Annotated in this window: 14 protein-coding genes and 1 pseudogene; 12 read left to right on the forward strand and 3 right to left on the reverse strand. The window is 71.0% G+C overall.

Annotation, left to right across the window (positions count from 1 at the left end):
• The first annotated feature begins 112 nt into the window (after positions 1-112).
• The 12 genes and pseudogenes from ABFX55_RS10610 (at position 113) to ABFX55_RS10665 (ending at position 17064) form a co-directional block, all read left to right on the forward strand.
• The gene (locus ABFX55_RS10610; protein ID WP_346119989.1) at positions 113-1573 is read left to right on the forward strand and encodes an aldehyde dehydrogenase family protein; all 1461 of its coding nucleotides are present in this window, start codon (positions 113-115) and stop codon (positions 1571-1573) included.
• A gap of 24 nt (positions 1574-1597) precedes the next feature.
• On the forward strand, positions 1598-2659 hold the full coding sequence (locus tag ABFX55_RS10615; protein WP_346119991.1) for a quaternary amine ABC transporter ATP-binding protein: 1062 nt from the start codon (positions 1598-1600) through the stop codon (positions 2657-2659).
• Complete coding sequence (locus ABFX55_RS10620; RefSeq protein ID WP_346119993.1) at positions 2656-4644, forward strand: ABC transporter permease subunit; 1989 nt, start codon at positions 2656-2658, stop codon at positions 4642-4644. The genes ABFX55_RS10615 and ABFX55_RS10620 overlap by 4 nt, the downstream gene beginning before the upstream one ends.
• A gap of 75 nt (positions 4645-4719) precedes the next feature.
• The gene (locus ABFX55_RS10625; RefSeq protein WP_346119995.1) at positions 4720-5703 is read left to right on the forward strand and encodes an ABC transporter substrate-binding protein; all 984 of its coding nucleotides are present in this window, start codon (positions 4720-4722) and stop codon (positions 5701-5703) included.
• 186 nt (positions 5704-5889) lie between these two features.
• A complete protein-coding gene (locus ABFX55_RS10630) occupies positions 5890-8298 on the forward strand; it encodes a GcvT family protein (protein ID WP_346119996.1) in 2409 nt (802 codons plus the stop codon).
• Positions 8299-8310: 12 nt separating this feature from the next.
• Positions 8311-9568, forward strand: a pseudogene (gene glyA, locus ABFX55_RS10635) (serine hydroxymethyltransferase).
• Positions 9565-10797, forward strand: coding sequence for a sarcosine oxidase subunit beta family protein (locus ABFX55_RS10640; RefSeq protein ID WP_346119998.1), 1233 nt, complete (start codon positions 9565-9567; stop codon positions 10795-10797). Before glyA ends, ABFX55_RS10640 begins: the two are co-directional and overlap by 4 nt.
• 10 nt (positions 10798-10807) lie before the next feature.
• Positions 10808-11086 carry a sarcosine oxidase subunit delta gene (locus ABFX55_RS10645; protein ID WP_183642107.1) on the forward strand — a complete coding sequence of 93 codons (279 nt, stop codon included), beginning with the start codon at positions 10808-10810 and terminating at the stop codon, positions 11084-11086.
• The gene (locus ABFX55_RS10650) at positions 11083-13959 is read left to right on the forward strand and encodes a 2Fe-2S iron-sulfur cluster-binding protein (RefSeq protein ID WP_346120000.1); all 2877 of its coding nucleotides are present in this window, start codon (positions 11083-11085) and stop codon (positions 13957-13959) included. Before ABFX55_RS10645 ends, ABFX55_RS10650 begins: the two co-directional genes overlap by 4 nt.
• The gene (locus tag ABFX55_RS10655) at positions 13952-14515 is read left to right on the forward strand and encodes a sarcosine oxidase subunit gamma (RefSeq protein ID WP_346120002.1); all 564 of its coding nucleotides are present in this window, start codon (positions 13952-13954) and stop codon (positions 14513-14515) included. The genes ABFX55_RS10650 and ABFX55_RS10655 overlap by 8 nt, the downstream gene beginning before the upstream one ends.
• A complete protein-coding gene (locus tag ABFX55_RS10660) occupies positions 14512-15888 on the forward strand; it encodes an L-serine ammonia-lyase (protein ID WP_346120004.1) in 1377 nt (458 codons plus the stop codon). Before ABFX55_RS10655 ends, ABFX55_RS10660 begins: the two co-directional genes overlap by 4 nt.
• Before the next feature lie 441 nt (positions 15889-16329).
• Positions 16330-17064, forward strand: a complete 735-nt coding sequence (locus ABFX55_RS10665) for a hypothetical protein (RefSeq protein WP_346120006.1) — start codon at positions 16330-16332, stop codon at positions 17062-17064.
• Positions 17065-17191: 127 nt separating this feature from the next.
• Here the strand turns inward: ABFX55_RS10665 and ABFX55_RS10670 are convergent, their stop codons facing one another.
• From ABFX55_RS10670 to ABFX55_RS10680, 3 genes are read right to left on the reverse strand one after another with little or no spacing between them, the layout of a single operon-like run.
• Entirely contained in the window at positions 17192-17992 is an 801-nt protein-coding gene (locus ABFX55_RS10670) for an urease accessory protein UreD (protein WP_346120008.1), read from the reverse strand.
• On the reverse strand, positions 17989-18690 hold the full coding sequence (gene ureG / locus ABFX55_RS10675) for an urease accessory protein UreG (protein ID WP_346120010.1): 702 nt from the start codon (positions 18688-18690) through the stop codon (positions 17989-17991). Before ureG ends, ABFX55_RS10670 begins: the two co-directional genes overlap by 4 nt.
• 58 nt (positions 18691-18748) lie before the next feature.
• Positions 18749-19423, reverse strand: a complete 675-nt coding sequence (locus ABFX55_RS10680) for an urease accessory protein UreF (RefSeq protein WP_346120012.1) — start codon at positions 19421-19423, stop codon at positions 18749-18751.
• Between the last annotated feature and the right edge of the window lie 11 nt (positions 19424-19434).

A 19434-nucleotide genomic window follows, 5' to 3' on the forward strand; every position in this document is an offset into this window, starting at 1 on the left:
ATGGATTCACCCAGTGATTCCCCCAAACCCTTGACGAACGGAGGGTGACGGGTCAATTGTGTTCCCCATTGAGCATGGCCTTGCGTCATACGCAACGATCAGAGGTGCGCCGATGACCGATCTCTACATCGGCGGCACGTGGACCAAGCCGGTCGCCGGCGGACAGCGGAGTATTCTCTCGCCCGCCGACGGCAGCCTCGTGACCACGGTCGCCGAAGCATCAGCGGCCGACACCACGGCCGCGATCAGGGCCGCGAGGCACGCCTTCGACCGCGGTCCGTGGCCTGGCACCCCCGCCAGGGAACGGGGCGCCCTGCTGTCCACGGTCGCCGACCTGGTGGAGCGCGACCGCGACGCCTTCGCCCGAGCTGAGTCGGGCGACACGGGCAAGCGGCTCGTGGAGAGCGAGTACGACGTCGACGACTCCGTCGCCTGCCTGCGCTACTTCGCGGGGGTGGCCGGCACGGACGCGGGACGGGTCGTCGACACCGGCCGCCCCGACGCGATCAGCCGGATCGTCCACGAGCCCGTCGGCGTCTGCGGACTGATCACGCCGTGGAACTACCCGCTGCTGCAGACCACGTGGAAGGTGGCGCCGGCGCTCGCCGCGGGCAACACCTTCGTCCTCAAGCCCAGCGAGCTCACCCCGAGCACGGCGATCCTGCTGGTCCGGGCGCTGGAGGAGGCAGGGCTGCCCGCGGGGGTGGCCAACCTCGTGCTCGGCGCGGGGCCCGAGGTGGGCGCGCCGCTGGCCGAGCACCCCGACGTCGACATGGTGTCGTTCACCGGCGGGCTGGCGACGGGACGGCGCATCATGGCGGCGGCGTCGGCCACCGTGAAGCGCGTCGCGCTCGAACTCGGGGGAAAGAACCCCAACATCGTCTTCGCCGACGCGGACTTCGAGAGCGCGGTCGACTTCGCCCTCACCGCCGTGTTCCTGCACTCGGGACAGGTCTGCTCGGCGGGTGCGCGCCTCCTGGTGGAGGACTCCCTGCACGACGCCTTCGTCGACGAGGTGGTCAGGAGGGCGGAGCGGATCCGCCTCGGCGGCCCCTTCGACCCCGATGCCCAGGCGGGCCCGCTCATCTCCGCCGCGCACCTGGCGAAGGTCGAGGAGTACGTGGCCGCGGGGCTCGCCGAGGGGGCGACCCTCCGCTGCGGGGGCCGCCGCCTGGACGGCGCGGGCCACTTCTACCCGCCGACCGTCCTCGACGACTGCAAGCAGGGCATGCGCGTGGTGCGGGAGGAGTCCTTCGGCCCCGTGCTGACCGTCGAACGCTTCACCGGCGAGGAGGAGGCGATCCGCCTGGCCAACGACACCGAGTACGGCCTGGCCGGCGCCGTCTGGACCCAGGACGCGGGCAGGGCCCAGCGCGTCGCGGGACGGCTCCGCCACGGCACGGTGTGGATCAACGACTACCACCCCTACGTGCCCCAGGCCGAATGGGGTGGCTTCAAGCAGTCGGGCATCGGCCGCGAGCTCGGGCCGACCGGACTGGACGAGTACCGCGAGATCAAGCATGTGTGGCAGAACACCCGCCCGCGCCCCCAGCGGTGGTTCCCCGCGAACTGACGCTCCGACGACCAAGAGGTGGCCATGACCGTGCCGTCACTGACCGAACCAAGTCAGCTCGACACCGACACCCCACCTGTCCTCGCCGTCAGGGGACTGTGGAAGGTGTTCGGTTCCAAGGCCGACGGAGTCGTCGGCACCACGCTCAGCCGTAAGGAGCTCAAGGAGCAGACCGGCTGTGTCGCCGCCGTGCGCGACGTCTCCTTCGACGTCCGGCGAGGCGAGGTGTTCGTCGTCATGGGCCTGTCGGGCTCGGGCAAGTCCACCCTCGTCCGCTGCCTCACCCGGCTGATCGAGCCGACGGCTGGCGAGATCGTGCTGGACGGCGAGGACATCCGCAAGGCCGACGACCGCAGGCTGCGCGAGCTGCGCAGGCACCGCATGGCCATGGTCTTCCAGCACTTCGGGTTGCTGCCGCACCGCTGCGTGCTGGACAACGTGGCCTTCGGTCTGGAGATCCGCGGAGTGCCCAAGCAGGAGCGCTACGTCCGCGCCCGTGAGGTGGTGGACCTGGTAGGACTCAACGGCTTCGAGAACTCCTACCCCGACCAGCTGTCCGGCGGCATGCAGCAGCGCGTCGGACTGGCCCGCGCGCTGGCCGCCGACCCCGAGGTGCTGCTGTTCGACGAGCCGTTCTCCGCGCTCGACCCGCTGATCAGGCGGGAGATGCAGAACGAGGTCATCCGCCTGCACCACGAGGTCGGCAAGACGATGGTCTTCATCACCCACGACCTCAGCGAGGCGCTGAAGCTCGGCGACAGGATCCTCATCATGCGCGACGGCGAGCTCGTCCAGGTCGGCACGCCCGACCAGGTGGTGGGCGCGCCCGCGGACGACTACGTCAGGGACTTCGTCAGCGACGTCCCCCGCTCGCACGTCCTGACGCTGCGCTGGATCATGCGCCAACCCCTGATGGACGAGTCGCTCGACGGTCCCGTGCTCGGCCCCGACGTCGTCATCCGCGACGCGGTGCACACCGTGCTGTCGGCCGACAGGCCGGTCCGCGTGATCGAAGGCGACGACCTGCTCGGGGTCGTCACCAGCGCCGAGATCCTCGAGGTGATCGCGGGAGGGCAGGAACGATGACCACCGTGGCGGTGGCGGCCGCCAGGCTGCCTGCCCGCAGATACCTGCTCCTCGCGGTGCTCGCCCTGTGGGTGCTCGGCTGGGCGGTGTTCGACGGGCGCGACACGCTCGGCCTCGGCGGCGCCGAGCTGACGCCCCTGCACACCTCGCTCAACGAGGGCATGGACGCCATCGACGACAGCCGCAACAGCAACCCGTTCTTCCTGTACTTCATCAACTACGTCAGGCTCTTCCTCGACGAGTCCGTGACCTTCGTCCAGGCGCTGATCAGCCAGCCCTCCTTCGGCCGCCCGCTTCCCGTCCTGGGCTGGCTCGGCGTCGTCGCGCTGGCCACGGCCATCGCGTGGCTGTGGGGCAACGGCAAGGTGGCGCTGCTCACCGCCGCGGGCCTGCTCTCCTTCGGCGTGCTGGGGCTGTGGCAGGAGAGCATGGACACCCTGGCTCTCACGCTGACCGCGGTGGTGCTCTCGCTGGCCGTCGGCATCCCGCTCGGGGTGTGGGCGGGGCTGAACGACCGGTTCAACCGGCTGGTGACGCCGGTGCTCGACTTCATGCAGACGATGCCGACGTTCGTCTACCTGGCGCCGCTGACCCTCTTCTTCCTCATCGGCCCTGCCAGTGCCACGGTCGCCACGATGATCTACGCGATCCCGCCGGCGATCCGCATCACCTCCCACGGGATCAGGCAGGTCTCGCACGACACGCTCGAGGCGGGGGCGTCGCTGGGCGCCACAGGGGTGCAGTCACTGCGCCACGTGCGGCTGCCGATGGCCAAGCAGACGATCATCGTCGGCGTCAACCAGACCATCATGGCGGCACTGTCCATGGCGACCATCGCGGCGCTCATCGACGCGCCCGGCCTGGGCAAGACGGTGCTGAAGGCGTTGCAGACCCTCGACGTGGGCACCGCGTTCAACGCGGGCCTGGCCATCGTCATCATGGCCGTCGTCCTGGACAGGGTGACCTCCGCCGCCAGCAGGAGGGTGGAGGCCGACCGGCGCGCCGGCCGGCTGCGCGGCACCAGGCGGCGCAGGCTGGAGCTGGCGGGCGCGTTCGGCGTCGTGGCCGTGCTCGGCTACCTGTCCTACACCTACGTGTGGGCCGCGGAGTTCCCGATCCAGGCCAACCTCGGCTCCTACGTGCGCCAGGCCGCGGACGCGGGAAGCCTGTGGGTGCAGGACAACCTCGCCGCCTACACCGACGCGCTCAAGAACGTGCTCACCAACACGCTGCTCAACCCCTTCGAGAAACTGCTGACCGCCTCACCGTGGTGGCTCGTCCTCGCCGTCGGCGTCGCCGTCGCACTGCTGGTGGGCAGCGTCCGTGCGGCCCTCGTGACCGCCGCGGGGCTGCTGGTGCTGGTGCTGCTCGGCCTCTGGCAGGACAGCATGGTGACGCTGGCCTCGACGCTCGTCGCGACGATCCTCGTCATGGTGCTCGGCGTGGTGCTGGGCGTGTGGATGGGCCGCAGCGACCGGGTCGACACGGTGCTCAGACCGGTGCTCGACGCGGGCCAGACCATGCCCGCCTTCGTCTACCTGGTGCCGATCCTCGGCCTGTTCGGCCCGACGCGGTTCACCGCGATCATCGCGGCCGTGGTCTTCGCCGCGCCCATCGCCATCAAGCTGGTGGCCGAGGGCATCAGGCGGGTCTCGCCCACCACCGTGGAGGCCGCCATCTCGGCGGGCACGGGGACGTGGCAGCTCATCTCCAAAGTCCAGCTCCCGATGGCGCGCAGCGGTGTGACGCTGGCGGCCAGCCAGGGACTGATCTACGTGCTGTCGATGGTGGTCGTCGGCGGCCTGGTAGGAGCAGGAGCCCTCGGTTACGACGTGGTGGCCGGCTTCTCCCAGCACCAGCTCCGCGGCAAGGGGCTGGCCGCCGGGCTCGCGATCGTCGTGCTCGGCATCGTGCTCGACCGCGTCATGCGCGCCGCCACGCAGCGGGCCGATGTGGCCGCGCACGGCGGTGTGACCCACAAGTAGTGGTGTGACCCGACAAGTACCGGTGTCACCCACAAGTAACGGAAAAGCCGGCCAGTGAGAACTCAGGAGGACCAGGTGGCGTTGTCAAGGAGTGGAAGGGTCAGGGCGATCGTGCTCGTGACCGGCACCGGTCTCCTGCTCACCGCGTGCGGAGGAGCGAAGGTCGGGGAGGCCCAGCAGCCTGCGGCAGGGGGCGAGGGGAAGAACTGCGGGACGTTCAACCTGGCCATCAACCCGTGGGTGGGATACGAGGCGAACGCGGCCGTCATCGCGCACGTGGCGGAGAAGAACCTCGGCTGCAAGGTGGTGAAGAAGGACCTCAAGGAGGAGGTGGCGTGGCAGGGCTTCGCCACCGGCGAGGTCGACGCGATCGTGGAGAACTGGGCCCACGACGACCTCAAGAAGAAGTACATCGAGGATCAGAAGGTGGCGGTGTCGGCCGGCCTGACCGGCAACAAGGGCGTCATCGGCTGGTACGTGGCGCCGTGGATGGCCAAGAAGTATCCCGACATCACCGACTGGAACAACCTCAACAAGTACGCCTCACTGTTCAAGACCTCAGAGTCCGAGGGCAAGGGACAGCTGCTCGACGGCGATCCCTCGTTCGTCACCAACGACGCGGCCCTGGTGAAGAACCTCAAGCTCGACTACAAGGTGGTCTACGCAGGCAGCGAGGCCGCGCTCATCACCGCCTTCCGCCAGTCGGAGAAGCAGCAGAAGCCCGTCCTCGGCTACTTCTACGAGCCGCAGTGGTTCCTGTCGGAGCTCAAGCTGGTCAAGGTCGATCTGCCCGCCTACACCGAAGGCTGCGACGCGGACGCGGCCAAGGTGGCGTGCGACTACCCGCCCTACGATCTCGACAAGATCGTGAGCAAGAAGTTCGCCGACTCCGGCAGTCCCGCGTACACGCTGGTCAAGAACTTCACCTGGACGAACGACGACCAGAACCTCGTGGCGAAGTACATCGCCGAGGACAAGATGACGGCGGAGGAGGCCGCCGCCAAGTGGGTGGCCGACAACCCCGCCAAGATCAAGCCCTGGCTGCCGCCCGCGAGCTGACGCACCCCCGGCCCGATCGCACCTGCCTGCGATCGGGCCGGCGCTTGATGGCGGTTGGAACGTTCTAAAGCGCCGCAAAGCCGTACGGAATAAGACAGAACACCTATTGACACCCGGAAGGCAGCGAGCGACGCTTGTTGCGGAAAACGCTTTTGGTTGCATATGTCGCAACAACGGAGGTGGCTAATGACGGGCCCGAGCGTCGTCATCATCGGGGCGGGCGTGGTCGGCGCGGCCCTGGCCGACGAGTTGTCCGCCCGCGGCTGGACCGAGGTCACCGTGGTCGACCAGGGAGACGTACCCGCCACCGGCGGCTCCTCCTCCCACGCCCCCGGTCTGGTGTTTCAGACCAACGGCTCGAAGACCATGACCGAGATGGCCCGCTACACGGTCGAGAAGTTCGTCGCCCTTGACAGCTTCCTCCAGGTGGGCGGCCTCGAGGTGGCCACCACCCCCGAACGGCTGGCCGAACTGCACCGCAGGCACGGCTGGGCGGCCGCGTGGGGGATCGAGGCGCACCTGCTCTCGCCCGAGGAGTGCGTGGCCAAGCACTCCCTCCTCGACGGATCCAAGGTGCTCGGCGGCCTGTTCCTCCCCACGGACGGCCTCGCCAAGGCGGTCAGGGCGGTCGACGCGCAGCTCGCCAGGGCGCGGGAGCGCGGAGTGCGGGTGCTGCCCAGGCATGAGGTCCTGGACATCAGGAGCGAGGGCGGCAGGGTCACCTCGGTGGTGACCGACCAGGGCGAGATCGCCGCCGACATCGTCGTCTGCTGCGCCGGCATCTGGGGGCCGAAGGTCGCCCGCATGGTGGGCATGAACCTTCCCCTCACGCCGCTGGCCCACCAGCTCGCCTGGACAGGGCAGGTGCAGGAGCTGGCGGGACAGACCGAGGAGGCCACCAGGCCCATCCTGCGCCACCAGGACGCCGATCTCTACTACCGCGAGCGCTTCGACACCCTGGGCATCGGCTACTACGGCCACCGGCCGATGCCGATCAGCGCCGACGACATCCTGTCGGTCGACGCCGCCGAGGTGATGCCCTCGGTGCTCACCTTCACCCCCGACGACTTCGCCGACGCGTGGTCGGCGACCCAGGAGCTGCTTCCCTCGACCCGGTCGGCCAAGGTCGAGGAGGGTATCAACGGGCTGTTCTCCTTCACCACCGACCACCTGCCCCTGATGGGGGAGTCACCCCAGGTCAAGGGGTTCTGGGTGGCCGAGGCGGTCTGGGTCACCCACTCGGCGGGCGTCGGCCTGGCGATGGCCGAGTGGCTGGTCGACGGCCACTGCTCCTCCTTCGACCTGCACGAGTGCGACGTCAACAGGTTCGAGCCGCACCAGCTCGCCCCCGACTACGTGCGTGCCAGGGGCTGCCAGAACTACGTCGAGGTCTACGACATCATCCACCCCCTCCAGCCCATGGAGGAGCCCAGGCCGTTGCGCACCACCCCCTTCCACCCACGCCAGCAGGAGCTCGGCGCGATCTTCCTCGAGGCCGCGGGATGGGAGCGGCCTCAGTGGTACGGCGGCAACGCGGGGCTGCTCAAGGGAAGGGACATCCCCACTCCGGGCGACTGGGCCGCACAGTACTGGTCCCCGATCGTCGGCGCCGAAGCCCAGGCCACCCGCGAGTCCGTCGCGATGTACGACATGACCGCGCTCAAGCGCCTGGAGGTCAGCGGCCCCGGCGCCGTCGCCCTCCTGCAGTCCCTCACGACAGGCGACGTGGACAAGTCGGTCGGCTCCGTGACGTACTGCCTCCTGCTCGACACCGACGGAGGCATCCGCAGCGACGTCACCGTCGCCCGCCTCGGTCCCGAGGAGTTCCAGGTCGGCGCGAACGGCAACCTCGACCTCGACTGGTTCGACCGGCACCGCCCCCGCGACGGCTCGGTGCAGGTGCGCGACCTCACCGCCGGCACCTGCTGCGTCGGCGTCTGGGGCCCGCGCGCCCGCGACCTGGTCCAGCCGCTCACCACCACCGACCTGACCGCCCTGCGCTACTTCCGCGGCACCCGCGCCTACATCGGCAACGTGCCCGTCACGATGCTGCGCCTGTCCTACGTCGGCGAGCTGGGCTGGGAGATCTACACCACCGCCGACATGGGCCTCAAGCTCTGGGACACCCTGTGGGAGGCGGGCCAGGACCACGGCGTCCTCGCCGGCGGCAGGGGCGCCTTCACCAGCCTGCGCCTGGAGAAGGGCTACCGCTCCTTCGGCACCGACATGACCTACGAGCATGACCCCTACGAGGCGGGCCTCGGCTTCGCCGTGAAGCTGGACAAGGGCGACTTCGTCGGCCGCGACGCCCTGCTCGCCCGCAAGGAGTCGGTGAAGCGCAGGCTCACCTGCCTGCTCACCGACGAGGTGGTCATGGGCAGGGAGCCGGTCTACGACGGCGAGCGCGCCGTCGGCTACGTCACCAGCGCCGCCTACGGATACACGATCGGAAGGGGCATCGCCTACGCGTGGCTGCCGGCCGCGCTCGCGACCCCCGGCCAACCGGTGGACATCGGCTACTTCGACCGCAGGGTCGGGGCCGTGGTCGCCGAGGAACCCCTGTTCGACCCGGCGATGCAGCGCCTGCGCGGTTAGAAAGGACCCCAGATGATCGACACCCCGCTGGACGTGGTGGACCCGGAAGTGCACGCCGCCATCGGCGACGAGCTCGCCCGGCAGCGCTCGACGCTGGAGATGATCGCCTCGGAGAACTTCGCCCCTGCCGCCGTCATGGCGGCCCAGGGCTCCGTCCTCACCAACAAGTACGCCGAGGGCTACCCCGGCAGGCGCTACTACGGCGGCTGCGAGCACGTCGACGTGATCGAGCAGCTGGCCATCGACAGGGTGAAGGCGCTGTTCGGCGCCGAGGCGGCCAACGTGCAGCCGCACTCGGGCGCCCAGGCCAACGCCGCCGTGATGGCCGCGCTGATCGAGCCGGGCGACACCATCCTCGGGCTCGACCTGGCCCACGGCGGCCATCTCACCCACGGCATGCGCATCAACTTCTCCGGACGCCTGTACAAGGTGGCCGCCTACCACGTGCGCGAGAGCGATGGTCTGGTGGACATGGAGGAGGTCGGGCGCCTGGCCCGCGAGCACCGGCCCAGGCTCATCATCGCCGGGTGGTCGGCCTACCCCCGTCAGCTGGACTTCGCGGCCTTCCGGCGCATCGCCGACGAGGTGGGTGCCTACCTCATGGTCGACATGGCGCACTTCGCCGGACTGGTGGCCGCGGGCCTGCACCCCTCGCCCGTGCCCCACGCGCACGTCGTCACCACCACCACGCACAAGACGCTCGGCGGCCCGAGGGGCGGGGTCATCCTGTCCACCGAGGAGCTCAGCAAGAAGATCAACTCGGCGGTCTTCCCCGGGCAGCAGGGCGGCCCGCTGGAGCACGTCATCGCGGCCAAAGCCGTCGCCTTCAAGATCGCCTCCGAGGAGGCGTTCCGCGACCGGCAGCGGCGCACGCTGGAAGGGGCGCGCATCCTCGCCGAGCGCCTGCTGGCCCCCGACGCGGTCGCCTCGGGCGTGCGGGTGCTGACCGGCGGCACCGACGTGCACCTCGTCCTGGTCGACCTGCGCGAGTCCGAGCTGGACGGCAGGCAGGCCGAGGACCGGCTGCACGAGGCCGGCATCACGGTGAACCGCAACGCCGTGCCGTTCGACCCACGGCCCCCCCATGGTCACCTCCGGGCTGCGCATCGGCACCCCCGCCCTCGCCACCCGCGGCTTCGGCGCCGCCGACTTCACCGAGGTGGCCGACATCATCGCCACCGCGCTGTCGCCGCGAGCCGACCTCTCGTTCCTGCGCGGCAGGGTCGAGGCCCTGGCCGGCAAGCACCCGCTCTACGGAGAGGCCCGATGAGCCCGCGCACACCCGGCGCCGACCTGCCCGAGCACCCTGACCGGCTGTGGACCGCCGCCGAGCCGAAGTCCTCCTACGACGTCGTGATCGTCGGCGGCGGCGGACACGGCCTGGCCACCGCCTACTACCTGGCCAAGAACCACGGCATCACCAATGTCGCGGTCCTGGAGCGGGGGTGGCTGGCCGGCGGCAACATGGCCCGCAACACCACGATCATCAGGTCCAACTACCTGTGGGACGAGAGCGCGGGGATCTACGAGCACGCGCTCAAGCTGTGGGAGGGGCTGGAGGAGGAGCTCGACTACCCGCTGCTGTTCAGCCAGCGCGGCGTGCTCAACCTCGCCCACAGCCTCCAGGACGTGCGCGACAGCGTACGGCGGGTGCACGCCAACAACCTCAACGGCGTCGACGCCGAGTGGCTCGACCCCGAGCAGGTGAAGGAGGTCTGCCCGATCGTCAACATCTCGCCAGACGTGCGCTACCCGGTGCTGGGCGCCACCTTCCAGCCCAGGGCGGGCATCGCCAAGCACGACCACGTGGCATGGGGCCTGGCCAGGGCGGCCGCGGCGCTCGGCGTCGAGTTCATCGAGCACTGCGAGGTCACCGGTCTCCAGGTGCGCGACGGCAGGGTGACCGGCGTGGAGACCACGCGCGGGACGATCGCGGCGGGCAGGGTCGCGCTGTGCGCGGCGGGGCACACCTCGGTCGTGGCCGCCACCGCGGGCATCGACCTGCCGATCCAGAGCCACCCGCTCCAGGCACTGGTCTCCGAGCTGCTGGAACCGGTGCATCCGACGGTCGTCATGTCCAACGCCGTGCACGTCTACGTCAGCCAGGCGCACAAGGGCGAGCTGGTCATGGGCGCGGGCATCGACGCGGCCAACTCCTACCGCCAGCGCGGCGCCTTCCACATCATCGAACGGCAGATGGCCGCCGCGCTCGAGCTGTTCCCCGTCTTCGCCCGCGCCCACGTGCTGCGGACCTGGGGCGGAGTCGTGGACGTCTCGCCGGACGCCTCGCCGATCGTCGGCCTGACCCCGGTGGAGAACCTGTATCTCAACTGCGGCTGGGGCACCGGCGGCTTCAAGGCGACCCCCGGAGTGGGCTGGTGCTTCGCCCACACGGTGGCCAACGACGAACCGCATCCGCTCAACGCCCCCTTCTCCCTTGACCGATTCACCACCGGGGCGCTCGTCGACGAGCACGGCGCCGCCGCGGTCGCGCACTGAGGACCTCACGATGTTGCTGATCCCATGCCCATGGTGCGGCCCACGCGAAGAGGCCGAGTTTCATTACGGCGGGCAGGCGCACGTCGCCTATCCGGACGACCCGTCGGCGCTGTCCGACGAGGAGTGGGCCCGCTACCTTTTCTTCAGGGACAACCCCAAGGGTCGCTTCGCCGAGCGCTGGAGCCACTCCGCGGGCTGCCGCCGCTGGTTCAACGCCGTGCGCGACACCGCGACCAACGAGATCCACGCGGTCTACCGGGTGGGCGAAGCAAGGCCGGTGACCTCATGAGGCGCGAGAACGGCGGGCGGATCGACCGCGGCACCACGCTGCGGTTCACCTTCGACGGCATCGAGTACACCGGCCACCCCGGCGACACCCTCGCCTCGGCGCTGCTGGCCAACGGCGTGCGCCAGGTCGCGACCAGCGTCAAGCTCGGCCGTCCCCGCGGGATCGTCTCGGCAGGAGGGGAGGAGCCGAGCGCGGTCGTGCAGATCGAGGCGCCCTTCCCCGAGCCGATGCTGCCCGCCACCACCGTCGAGCTGTACGAAGGACTGGTCGCCGCCGGCCTTCCAGGACAGGGCAGGCTGGCCACCGAGCCCGACCCCGCCCGCTACGACGCCGTCCACGCGCACTGCGACGTCCTGGTCGTCGGCGCGGGTCCCGCGGGCCTGGCCGCCGCGCGGGCGGCGGCCGGCACGGGCGCGCGGGTGATCCTCGCCGACGAGCGCTCAGAGCCGGGCGGCAGTCTGCTCGGCACCCGCGAGACCATCACGGAGTCCGAGCCCGACGACGTGCTGGGGCCGCAGGAGGTGATCCCCGGCGCCGAGTGGGCCGCGGCGACCACCGCCCTGCTGGACGGCCTGCCCGAGGTGAGGGTGCTACGCAGGACCACCGTGATCGGCTACTACGACGACAACTACGTCGTCGCCGTCGAGCGGCGAACCAACCACCGGGGGGCCGCCGCGCCCGCCGACGTGGCTCGCGAACGTGTCTGGCGGATCCGCGCCAAGCGCGTCGTACTGGCCACCGGCGCGCACGAGCGGTCGATCGCCTTCGCCGGCAACGACCTGCCCGGCGTGATGCTGGCCGGCTCGGCCCGCGCCTACGCCAACAGGTACGGCGTGCTGCCGGGCGAGCGCGCCGTGGTCTTCACCGCCAACGACAGCGCCTACGCCGCCGCGCTCGACCTCGCCGACGCGGGCGCCGAGATCGCCGCCATCGTCGACGTCAGGCCCGCGCCCGGAGCGGCATGCGCGGCCGGCGCGCGCGAGCGCGGCATCGAGGTGCTGACCGGACACGTGGTGACCGCCGCGCAGGGTGACGGGCAGGTCTCCTCTGTCCTGGTCGGCCGGCTCCGGCCCGAGGCCGAGGTCGCGGTGGGGGAGCGCGAGCTCGCCGCCGACCTCCTGCTCGTGTCGGGCGGCTGGAACCCGGTCGTGCACCTGTTCAGCCAGTCGGGCGGCACGCTCCGCTACGACGAGGCGCTCGGCACGATCGTGCCCGTCGCCTCCCGCCAGGCCGTCGAGGCGGCGGGTGCGGCGAAGGGCGTGTTCACGCTGACCGCCTGCCTGGCCGACGGCGCCGAAGCGGGCCACCGCGCGCTGGAGGCGGCGCTCGGCACGGCCGTGAACGAGCGGTACGCCCCGCCACGTGCCACCACGGAGACGCCGACGGCACCTGGCACGGCCTTCTGGCTGGTTCCCGCGACAGACTACGGCGCCCACTTCGTCGACCCGCAGCGAGACGTCACGGTGGCCGACGTCCTGAGGGCGACGGGAGCGGGCCTGCGCTCCGTCGAGCACATCAAGCGCTACACGACCGCCGGCACCGCCCACGACCAGGGCAAGACCTCGGGCCTGCTCACCACGGCCGTCGTGGCCCACGCCCTCGGCGCCTCCGTGGGCGAGCTCGGCAGCACCACCTTCCGCGCGCCGTACGCGCCGGTGAGCTTCGCCGCCCTGGCGGGCAGGGACCGCGGCGGCCTGCACGACCCGGTCAGGGTGACCGCGCTGCACGAGTGGCACGTCGCCAACGGCGCGCTGTTCGAGAACGTCGGGCAGTGGAAGCGCCCGTGGTACTACCCGCGCGAGGGCGAGGACATGGAGGCGGCCGTCCTGCGTGAGTGCGCGGCCGCCCGCGAGGGCGTCGCGGCCATGGACGCCTCCACGCTCGGCAAGATCGACGTGATCGGCCCCGACGCGGCCGAGCTCCTCGACAGGCTCTACACCAACCTGATGAGCTCGCTGGCCGTCGGCGCGATCCGCTACGGCGTGATGTGCAGGCCCGACGGGATGGTCTTCGACGACGGCACCGTCATCAGGCTGTCCGAGGACCACTTCCTGGTCACCACGACGACCGGCAACGCGGCGGCCGTCCTCGACTGGATGGAGGAGTGGCTGCAGACCGAGTGGCCCACGCTGCGCGTGCACTGCACGTCGGTCACCGAGCAGTGGGCCACCGTCGCGCTGGTCGGGCCAGGCTCGCGTGAGGTGCTGGCCGGGCTCACCCCCGACCTGGCGGTGAGCGCCGCCGACTTCCCCTTCATGACCTGGAGGGAGGCCGAGGTCGCGGGCCTTCCCGCGCGGGTGTGCAGGATCAGCTTCTCCGGCGAGCTGGCCTACGAGATCAACGTGACCTCGTGGGACGGCCTCCGTCTGTGGACCGCGATCATGGACACCGGGCTCGTCACACCGTACGGGACCGAGACCATGCACGTCCTTCGCGCAGAGAAGGGGTACCCGATCGTCGGGCAGGACACCGACGGCACGGTCACCCCACAGGACCTGGGCATGGCCTGGGTGGTGTCGAAGAAGAAGCCCGACTTCGTCGGCAAGCGCTCCTTCGCGCGCGCCGACACCGCCAGGGCCGACCGCAAGCAGCTCGTGGGGTTGCTGCCCGAGGACCCGGCGTTCCTGCTGCCCGAGGGCGCGCACCTGGTGGCCGGCGCCGAACTGCCCGAGCCGCCGGTGCCCACGCTCGGCCACGTGACCTCCAGCTACCGCAGCGCCGCCCTCGGCCGCACGTTCGCGCTCGCCCTGGTCAGCGGCGGGCAGGGCCGCGCGGGCGAGCGGCTCTACGCGCCTGTCGGCGGGGTGCTCGTCCCCGTCACCGTCACCTCCCATGTCCTGTACGACCCGGAAGGAGCACGCCGCGATGGCTGAACGCAGGAGCCCGGCCGCCGCCTTCGCCGGCCGGTTCGAGGCCGCCTCGGCGAGCGGAGCGCTCCGCCTCGCGGAGCTTCCCTTCCTCACCCAGGTCAACGTGCGCGTGGACCCGGCGAGCCGGGCCGCGGACGAGGTCGCGGGCGTCCTGGGCGCGCCGCTACCCACCGAGCCCGGCACCGCCGTGCGCTCGGGCGAGCTGACCGTGGCCTGGCTCGGCCCCGACGAGTGGCTGGTGATCGGTCCCGAGGGGTTCAGGTACGAGCTCCTGCGCAAGGCCGTGGCCGACGGGCACGGGTCGGTGGTGGAGGTGTCCGCCCAGCGCACCACGCTGCTGGTCGCCGGGCCGCGGGCGCGCGACGTGCTGGCCCACGGGTGCGCCCTCGACCTGCACCCGAGCGTCTTCGGGCCCGGCCGGTGCGCGCAGACCACGCTGGCGCGCACCCAGGTCGTGCTGCTTCCCCAGCAGGACGGGTTTCTCGTGCTCGTCCGCTCCTCCTTCGCCGCCTACCTCGCCGCATGGCTGCTCGACGCGGCGACGGAACACCTGCGATGAGCATCGGCGTCTTCGACCTGTTCAAGATCGGTATCGGCCCGTCGAGCTCCCACACCGGCGGCCCGATGGCCGCCGCGCACAAGTTCGCCCGCGGCCTGCAGGCCGACGGGCTGCTGGAGCCGACCGCTCGCGTCGAGGCCATCCTGTACGGCTCGCTCGGCCTGACCGGCAAGGGCCACGGCAGCGACAAGGCCGTGCTGCTCGGCCTGTCGGGCGAGAAGCCCGAACTCGTCGACGTCGACACCGTCGACGCCCGCCTGGCCCAGATGCGCGAGGCCGGACGCATCAAGCTGTTCGGCGAGCACGAGATCCCGTTCGTCGTCGGCGAGGACCTGATCTTCGAGCGGAAGATCTCGCTGCCCGAACACCCCAACGGCATGCGCTTCACCGCCTTCTCCGACTCCGGGCACAAGCTGCGCGAGAAGGTCTACTTCTCCGTCGGCGGCGGTTTCGTCGTCGACGAGAACGCCACAGGGGCCGACCGCATCAAGCCGGACGACACCGTGCTGCCGCACCCGTTCACCAGCGCCGAGGAGCTGCTCAAGCACTGCTCCAACACCGGCCTGTCGATCTCGGGGCTGATGCTGGAGAACGAGAAGGCCTTCGGCCGCACCGAGCAGGAGATCCGCGAGCAGATCCTGACCTTGTGGCGGGTGATGTCGGAGTGCGTGCGGCGCGGCATCGGCAAGGAGGGCGTGCTGCCCGGCGGGCTGCGCGTCAAGCGCCGCGCCCACCAGCTGCACCGCAAGCTGCAGGCCGAGTCGGCCGAGCGTGACCCGCTGCACGCGATGGACTGGGTCGGCCTGTACGCCCTGGCCGTCAACGAGGAGAACGCCGCGGGCGGCCGGATCGTCACCGCGCCCACCAACGGCGCGGCCGGCATCATCCCGGCCGTCATGACCTACTGCGCCAAGTTCGTGCCCGGCTTCGACGACGACGGCGTGGTGCGTTTCCTGCTCACCGCCGCGGCGATCGGCGTGCTGTTCAAGGAGAACGCCTCCATCTCCGGTGCCGAGGTCGGCTGTCAGGGCGAGGTCGGCTCGGCCTGCTCGATGGCCGCGGCCGGGCTGACGGAGGTGCTGGGCGGCACGCCCGCGCAGGTGGAGAACGCCGCGGAGATCGGCATCGAGCACAACCTCGGCCTGACCTGCGACCCGATCGGCGGGCTGGTGCAGATCCCGTGCATCGAGCGCAACGCGGTGGCCTCGATCAAGGCGATCGCGGCGGCCCGTATCGCGATGCGCGGCGACGGCCAGCATTTCGTGTCGCTGGACAAGGCCATCAAGACGATGCGCGACACCGGGCGCGACATGCTCGACAAGTACAAGGAGACCTCACGCGGCGGCCTGGCCGTCAACGTCATCGAATGCTGACAGCCGGCATCGCGGGCGTCGGCGCTGGGGCGCTTTCCCTGCTCGGGCGGCGTTGAAAAGTAGAGACAAGCAGGGCCAGGGAGGGCCTCGTTGCCCGGCTCCGGTCGGATGGTCGCCACGACCCCCTGCGGGAAACGGAAGTCGCGGCTGGAAGCGCCGATGGTGCGGTCAGACACCGGGAGCAGGGTGCCGTCCACGATCCACAGCCGGTCCGCGGCGTCAACCGGGCAGGTTGTGACACGCACTCGCGGAACGGTCTATGGCAGCCAAAAAGCTGATCTGGGTTGTGGTTCGAGCCGCGTTTCCGCTGGTAGGAGTATCTCTCCACGTAGACGATCTCTACAGAACACCACGGCTGGCGGCCGCTTGCGCCGCCTGTCAGGCGCGGTTCGACCCCTTCCAGGGGACAGCCGCGTCAGCCGTCAACGGTAGGGGAGCGCAATGAGCGACAACAAGGAACCGAAGCTGATCTACGGCCAGGGGGCCGAGGCGTGCCCTGAAGGGAACTTCTGTCTCTACCGGGCCTCGAACTTCAACGCGGGTCAGACCCCGGGCCGTGGCGACAAGATCCTGGCCATTCCGATGGGCGCGTACGTCAACGACTTCTCCGAGTACGGGTTCGACCACAGCGGTGACGGGGTGAGCGCCGTCGTCAACAACACGGTCGAGGACAACGCGCTCTTCTCGGCCGCCGACCAGCAGGGGCACTCATTGCCGGTGGACCGGGGGACCTCGATCGCGAACCTTCAGAGGGTCCCCATGGCCGGGAGTCCGAACGGCTCCTGGAACGACCAGGCCCAGTCCGCGCTGGCGTCCCGCTTCGTGGGGAACCTGCGCGTCGACCAGGAACTGCGAGGCAGCTGGGCGGAAGGCTCGGGGCACCTCTACTCCTACCGGCTCACGATGCACGCCGAGGAAACCCGCGTCATGAAATGGGCCGTGGGCTTCGGTGGCCTGCCGGAGGGCAGCTCACTGTCCAAGACCTTCATCGACACCTTCTGGGGCGAGATCCTCCGCAACGGCACCGACGGCGCCGTCCTGCTCGGCTCTCCCGAGGGCGGCGGACACAGCGTCGACCCAGGGACGGCCCTCCCCATCGACATCCAGGTCATCTACCTCGACCAAAGCCCCGCCTACGAACGCCTCACCGGCCTGAACGCCCAACAGCTGGGCTGACCCGGCACCCCGCCCAGACCGAACTCCCCGGATGATCGCGTCCGGGGAACTTCGGCCAAGGCGCCCGCCTCAGGCTTGCCTGCCCTGGGCAGGGCCAAAGCCGATCAGGCGCGATACCGCGATGCGTTCACGCGGTGGGGTAGGCCGCCTCAAGGAGGCGGCGCAGCCGCAGGCTGTCCGGGGCGAGGGCGGTGACCAGGAGGGCGGGGCCTGCGAGCGGGGTCAGCACGGCCTGCCCGTCTGCCGGGTCGTCCCCGAGCAGCCGGACGGCGGGTGGCTCGCTTCCGAAGGCCGGGTCGACGATGAGGATCTGGCCGACGGCGCGGTGGCCGGCCAGGATGGCGGGGCCGTTCCAGCCGGGTGCGTCCGGGCCGTAGCGGGTCTGCTGGTCCAGGAGGGGGTGGCCGTCGTGCCGGACGGTGAGGCGGGTGCTCAGCCGGCCCGGTGGCTCGCCTGCGCGTCCGAGGACTTGTTCCTCGCGTAGGACGAGTCGTGCGGTGGGGGCCAGGTCTATGGTGCAGCTCTGGCGGAGATTGCTGCGTGCGGTGGAAATCAGCGGCTGGGGCAGCCAGTGCAGGCTCGCCTGTTCTGCCACGGTCAGCCGGACGTCGTAGGTGGCGTGCTCGGGGGTGGGGCCGCGCAGGGCGATGGTGGCGGCGGCGGTGGTGATGTGCAGGTGGGCGCCTTGTTCGGCGGTGGCTTCGATGCGGAGCCGGTCGCCGCCGAGGGGGGCGCTCATGGCGCCGGTGATGCACACCCGCGCCTCGGTCCCGTAGGAGCGGTTGCGGCGCAGGTCGAAGGGCCCGTCGCCGGCGAGGACGGGCAGGATGGTGGCGTTGCCGGAGCTGGTCGCCCGGATCCGGGCGGTGGCGTGCACGCCCGGAGCGGTGTGTCCGGCTTGGGCGCGGGGTGAGGCCGCGATGGTCATGCGGGGCCCGCGGCCCAGTCGGCCAGGCGCTCGCGGACCCAGTCGGCCACGGGTGTGACGCCGCCTTCGGTCTTCAGAGCGGTGAAGGCGACGGGCAGGTCGCCGCGCTGGACTTCGGCGTCGCGAGCCATGCCCTCAAGGTCGGCGCCGACGTAGGGGGCGAGGTCGGTCTTGTTGATGACGAGCAGGTCGGAGGCGGTCACGCCGGGGCCGCCCTTGCGGGGGATGTCGTCGCCGCCGGCCACGTCGATGACGAAGATCTGCGCGTCGACCAGGCCCTTGGAGAAGGTCGCGGTGAGGTTGTCGCCGCCTGACTCGATGAGGATCAGGTCGAGCGGACCAAGGTGATCTTCCAGGTCCTCGACGGCTTCGAGATTGGCGGAGATGTCGTCACGGATGGCGGTGTGCGGGCAGGCGCCGGTCTCGACCGCCGTGATCCGCTCGGCGGGCAGGACGGCCTCGCGGAGCAGGAATTCGGCGTCTTCTCGGGTGTAGATGTCGTTGGTGACGACGGCGATGGACAGCTCGTCGCGCAACGCACGGCACAGGGCGGCGACAGTGGCGGTCTTGCCGGTGCCGACCGGCCCGCCAAGGCCGATGCGCAGGGCGCGGCGGCGGCCGTCGGGGCGCTCGGAGGAGGAGCCGCCGGGGCCGTGGGGGTGGCCCTCGGGGAAGGCGTCGCTGTGGTGCAGGTGCATGGCTGGCTCCGGGGGTTGACGATGCGGTCGACGGGTGGTGCCGGTCAGGCCTGCGTGCTCACGAGGCGAACAGGCGTGCCGGGGTGGTGGCGTGCTGTTCGGCGGTGATGTCGAGCAGCGGCGCCGAGGCGGCGGGCAGCGCGTCGAGGCCGTCGGCGGGGACGTGCTGCGCGGCGTCGGCTGCCTGCGCGGCGACGTGGTCGATGTCGGCGGCGAGGCGGGCGAGGACGGCGACGGCGTCGAAGGGGTCCAGCCTGAGCAGGCGGACGGTGGCGGTGGCCGGGCCGCTGACACTCTCATAGGCCGCCGCGTACGCGGCCTCCAGCGGGGTAAGGCCGGCGGAGCGGGCGGTGAGGCCGAGGACGATGGGCTGGTGGGCGCCCTGCGGCCGGGCCGCGGCGAGGGCGTCGAGTTCGGAGGAGGGCCAGGTGGCGCGGGCGACCCGCATCAGTTGCCGGCCGAGCCTGCGCGCGGTGCGCCGCAGGGCGGGGGCGGGCGCGCGGGCGTCTGCGGCCTGATCCAGCAGGAGCGGGTCGTACCCGGTGGCGGCCGCGGCGGCCAGCCCCGCCGCGACCAGAGCGCTGGTGTGCAGCCGGCCGCGGCAGAACTCCTCCAAACTCGCCGCGTCGCTGACGCGTCCTGCTGTGACGGCCGCTTCGGCCCCGCCGGAATGGGCGTGCCCGCCGGCGGGGAAACGGCCGTCGGCCAGCAGGAGCAGTGCGGCACGGTTCATGGGGCGTGGCT

The sequence above is a fragment of the Nonomuraea roseola genome (assembly GCF_039535395.1).
Lineage (GTDB): Bacteria > Actinomycetota > Actinomycetes > Streptosporangiales > Streptosporangiaceae > Nonomuraea > Nonomuraea roseola.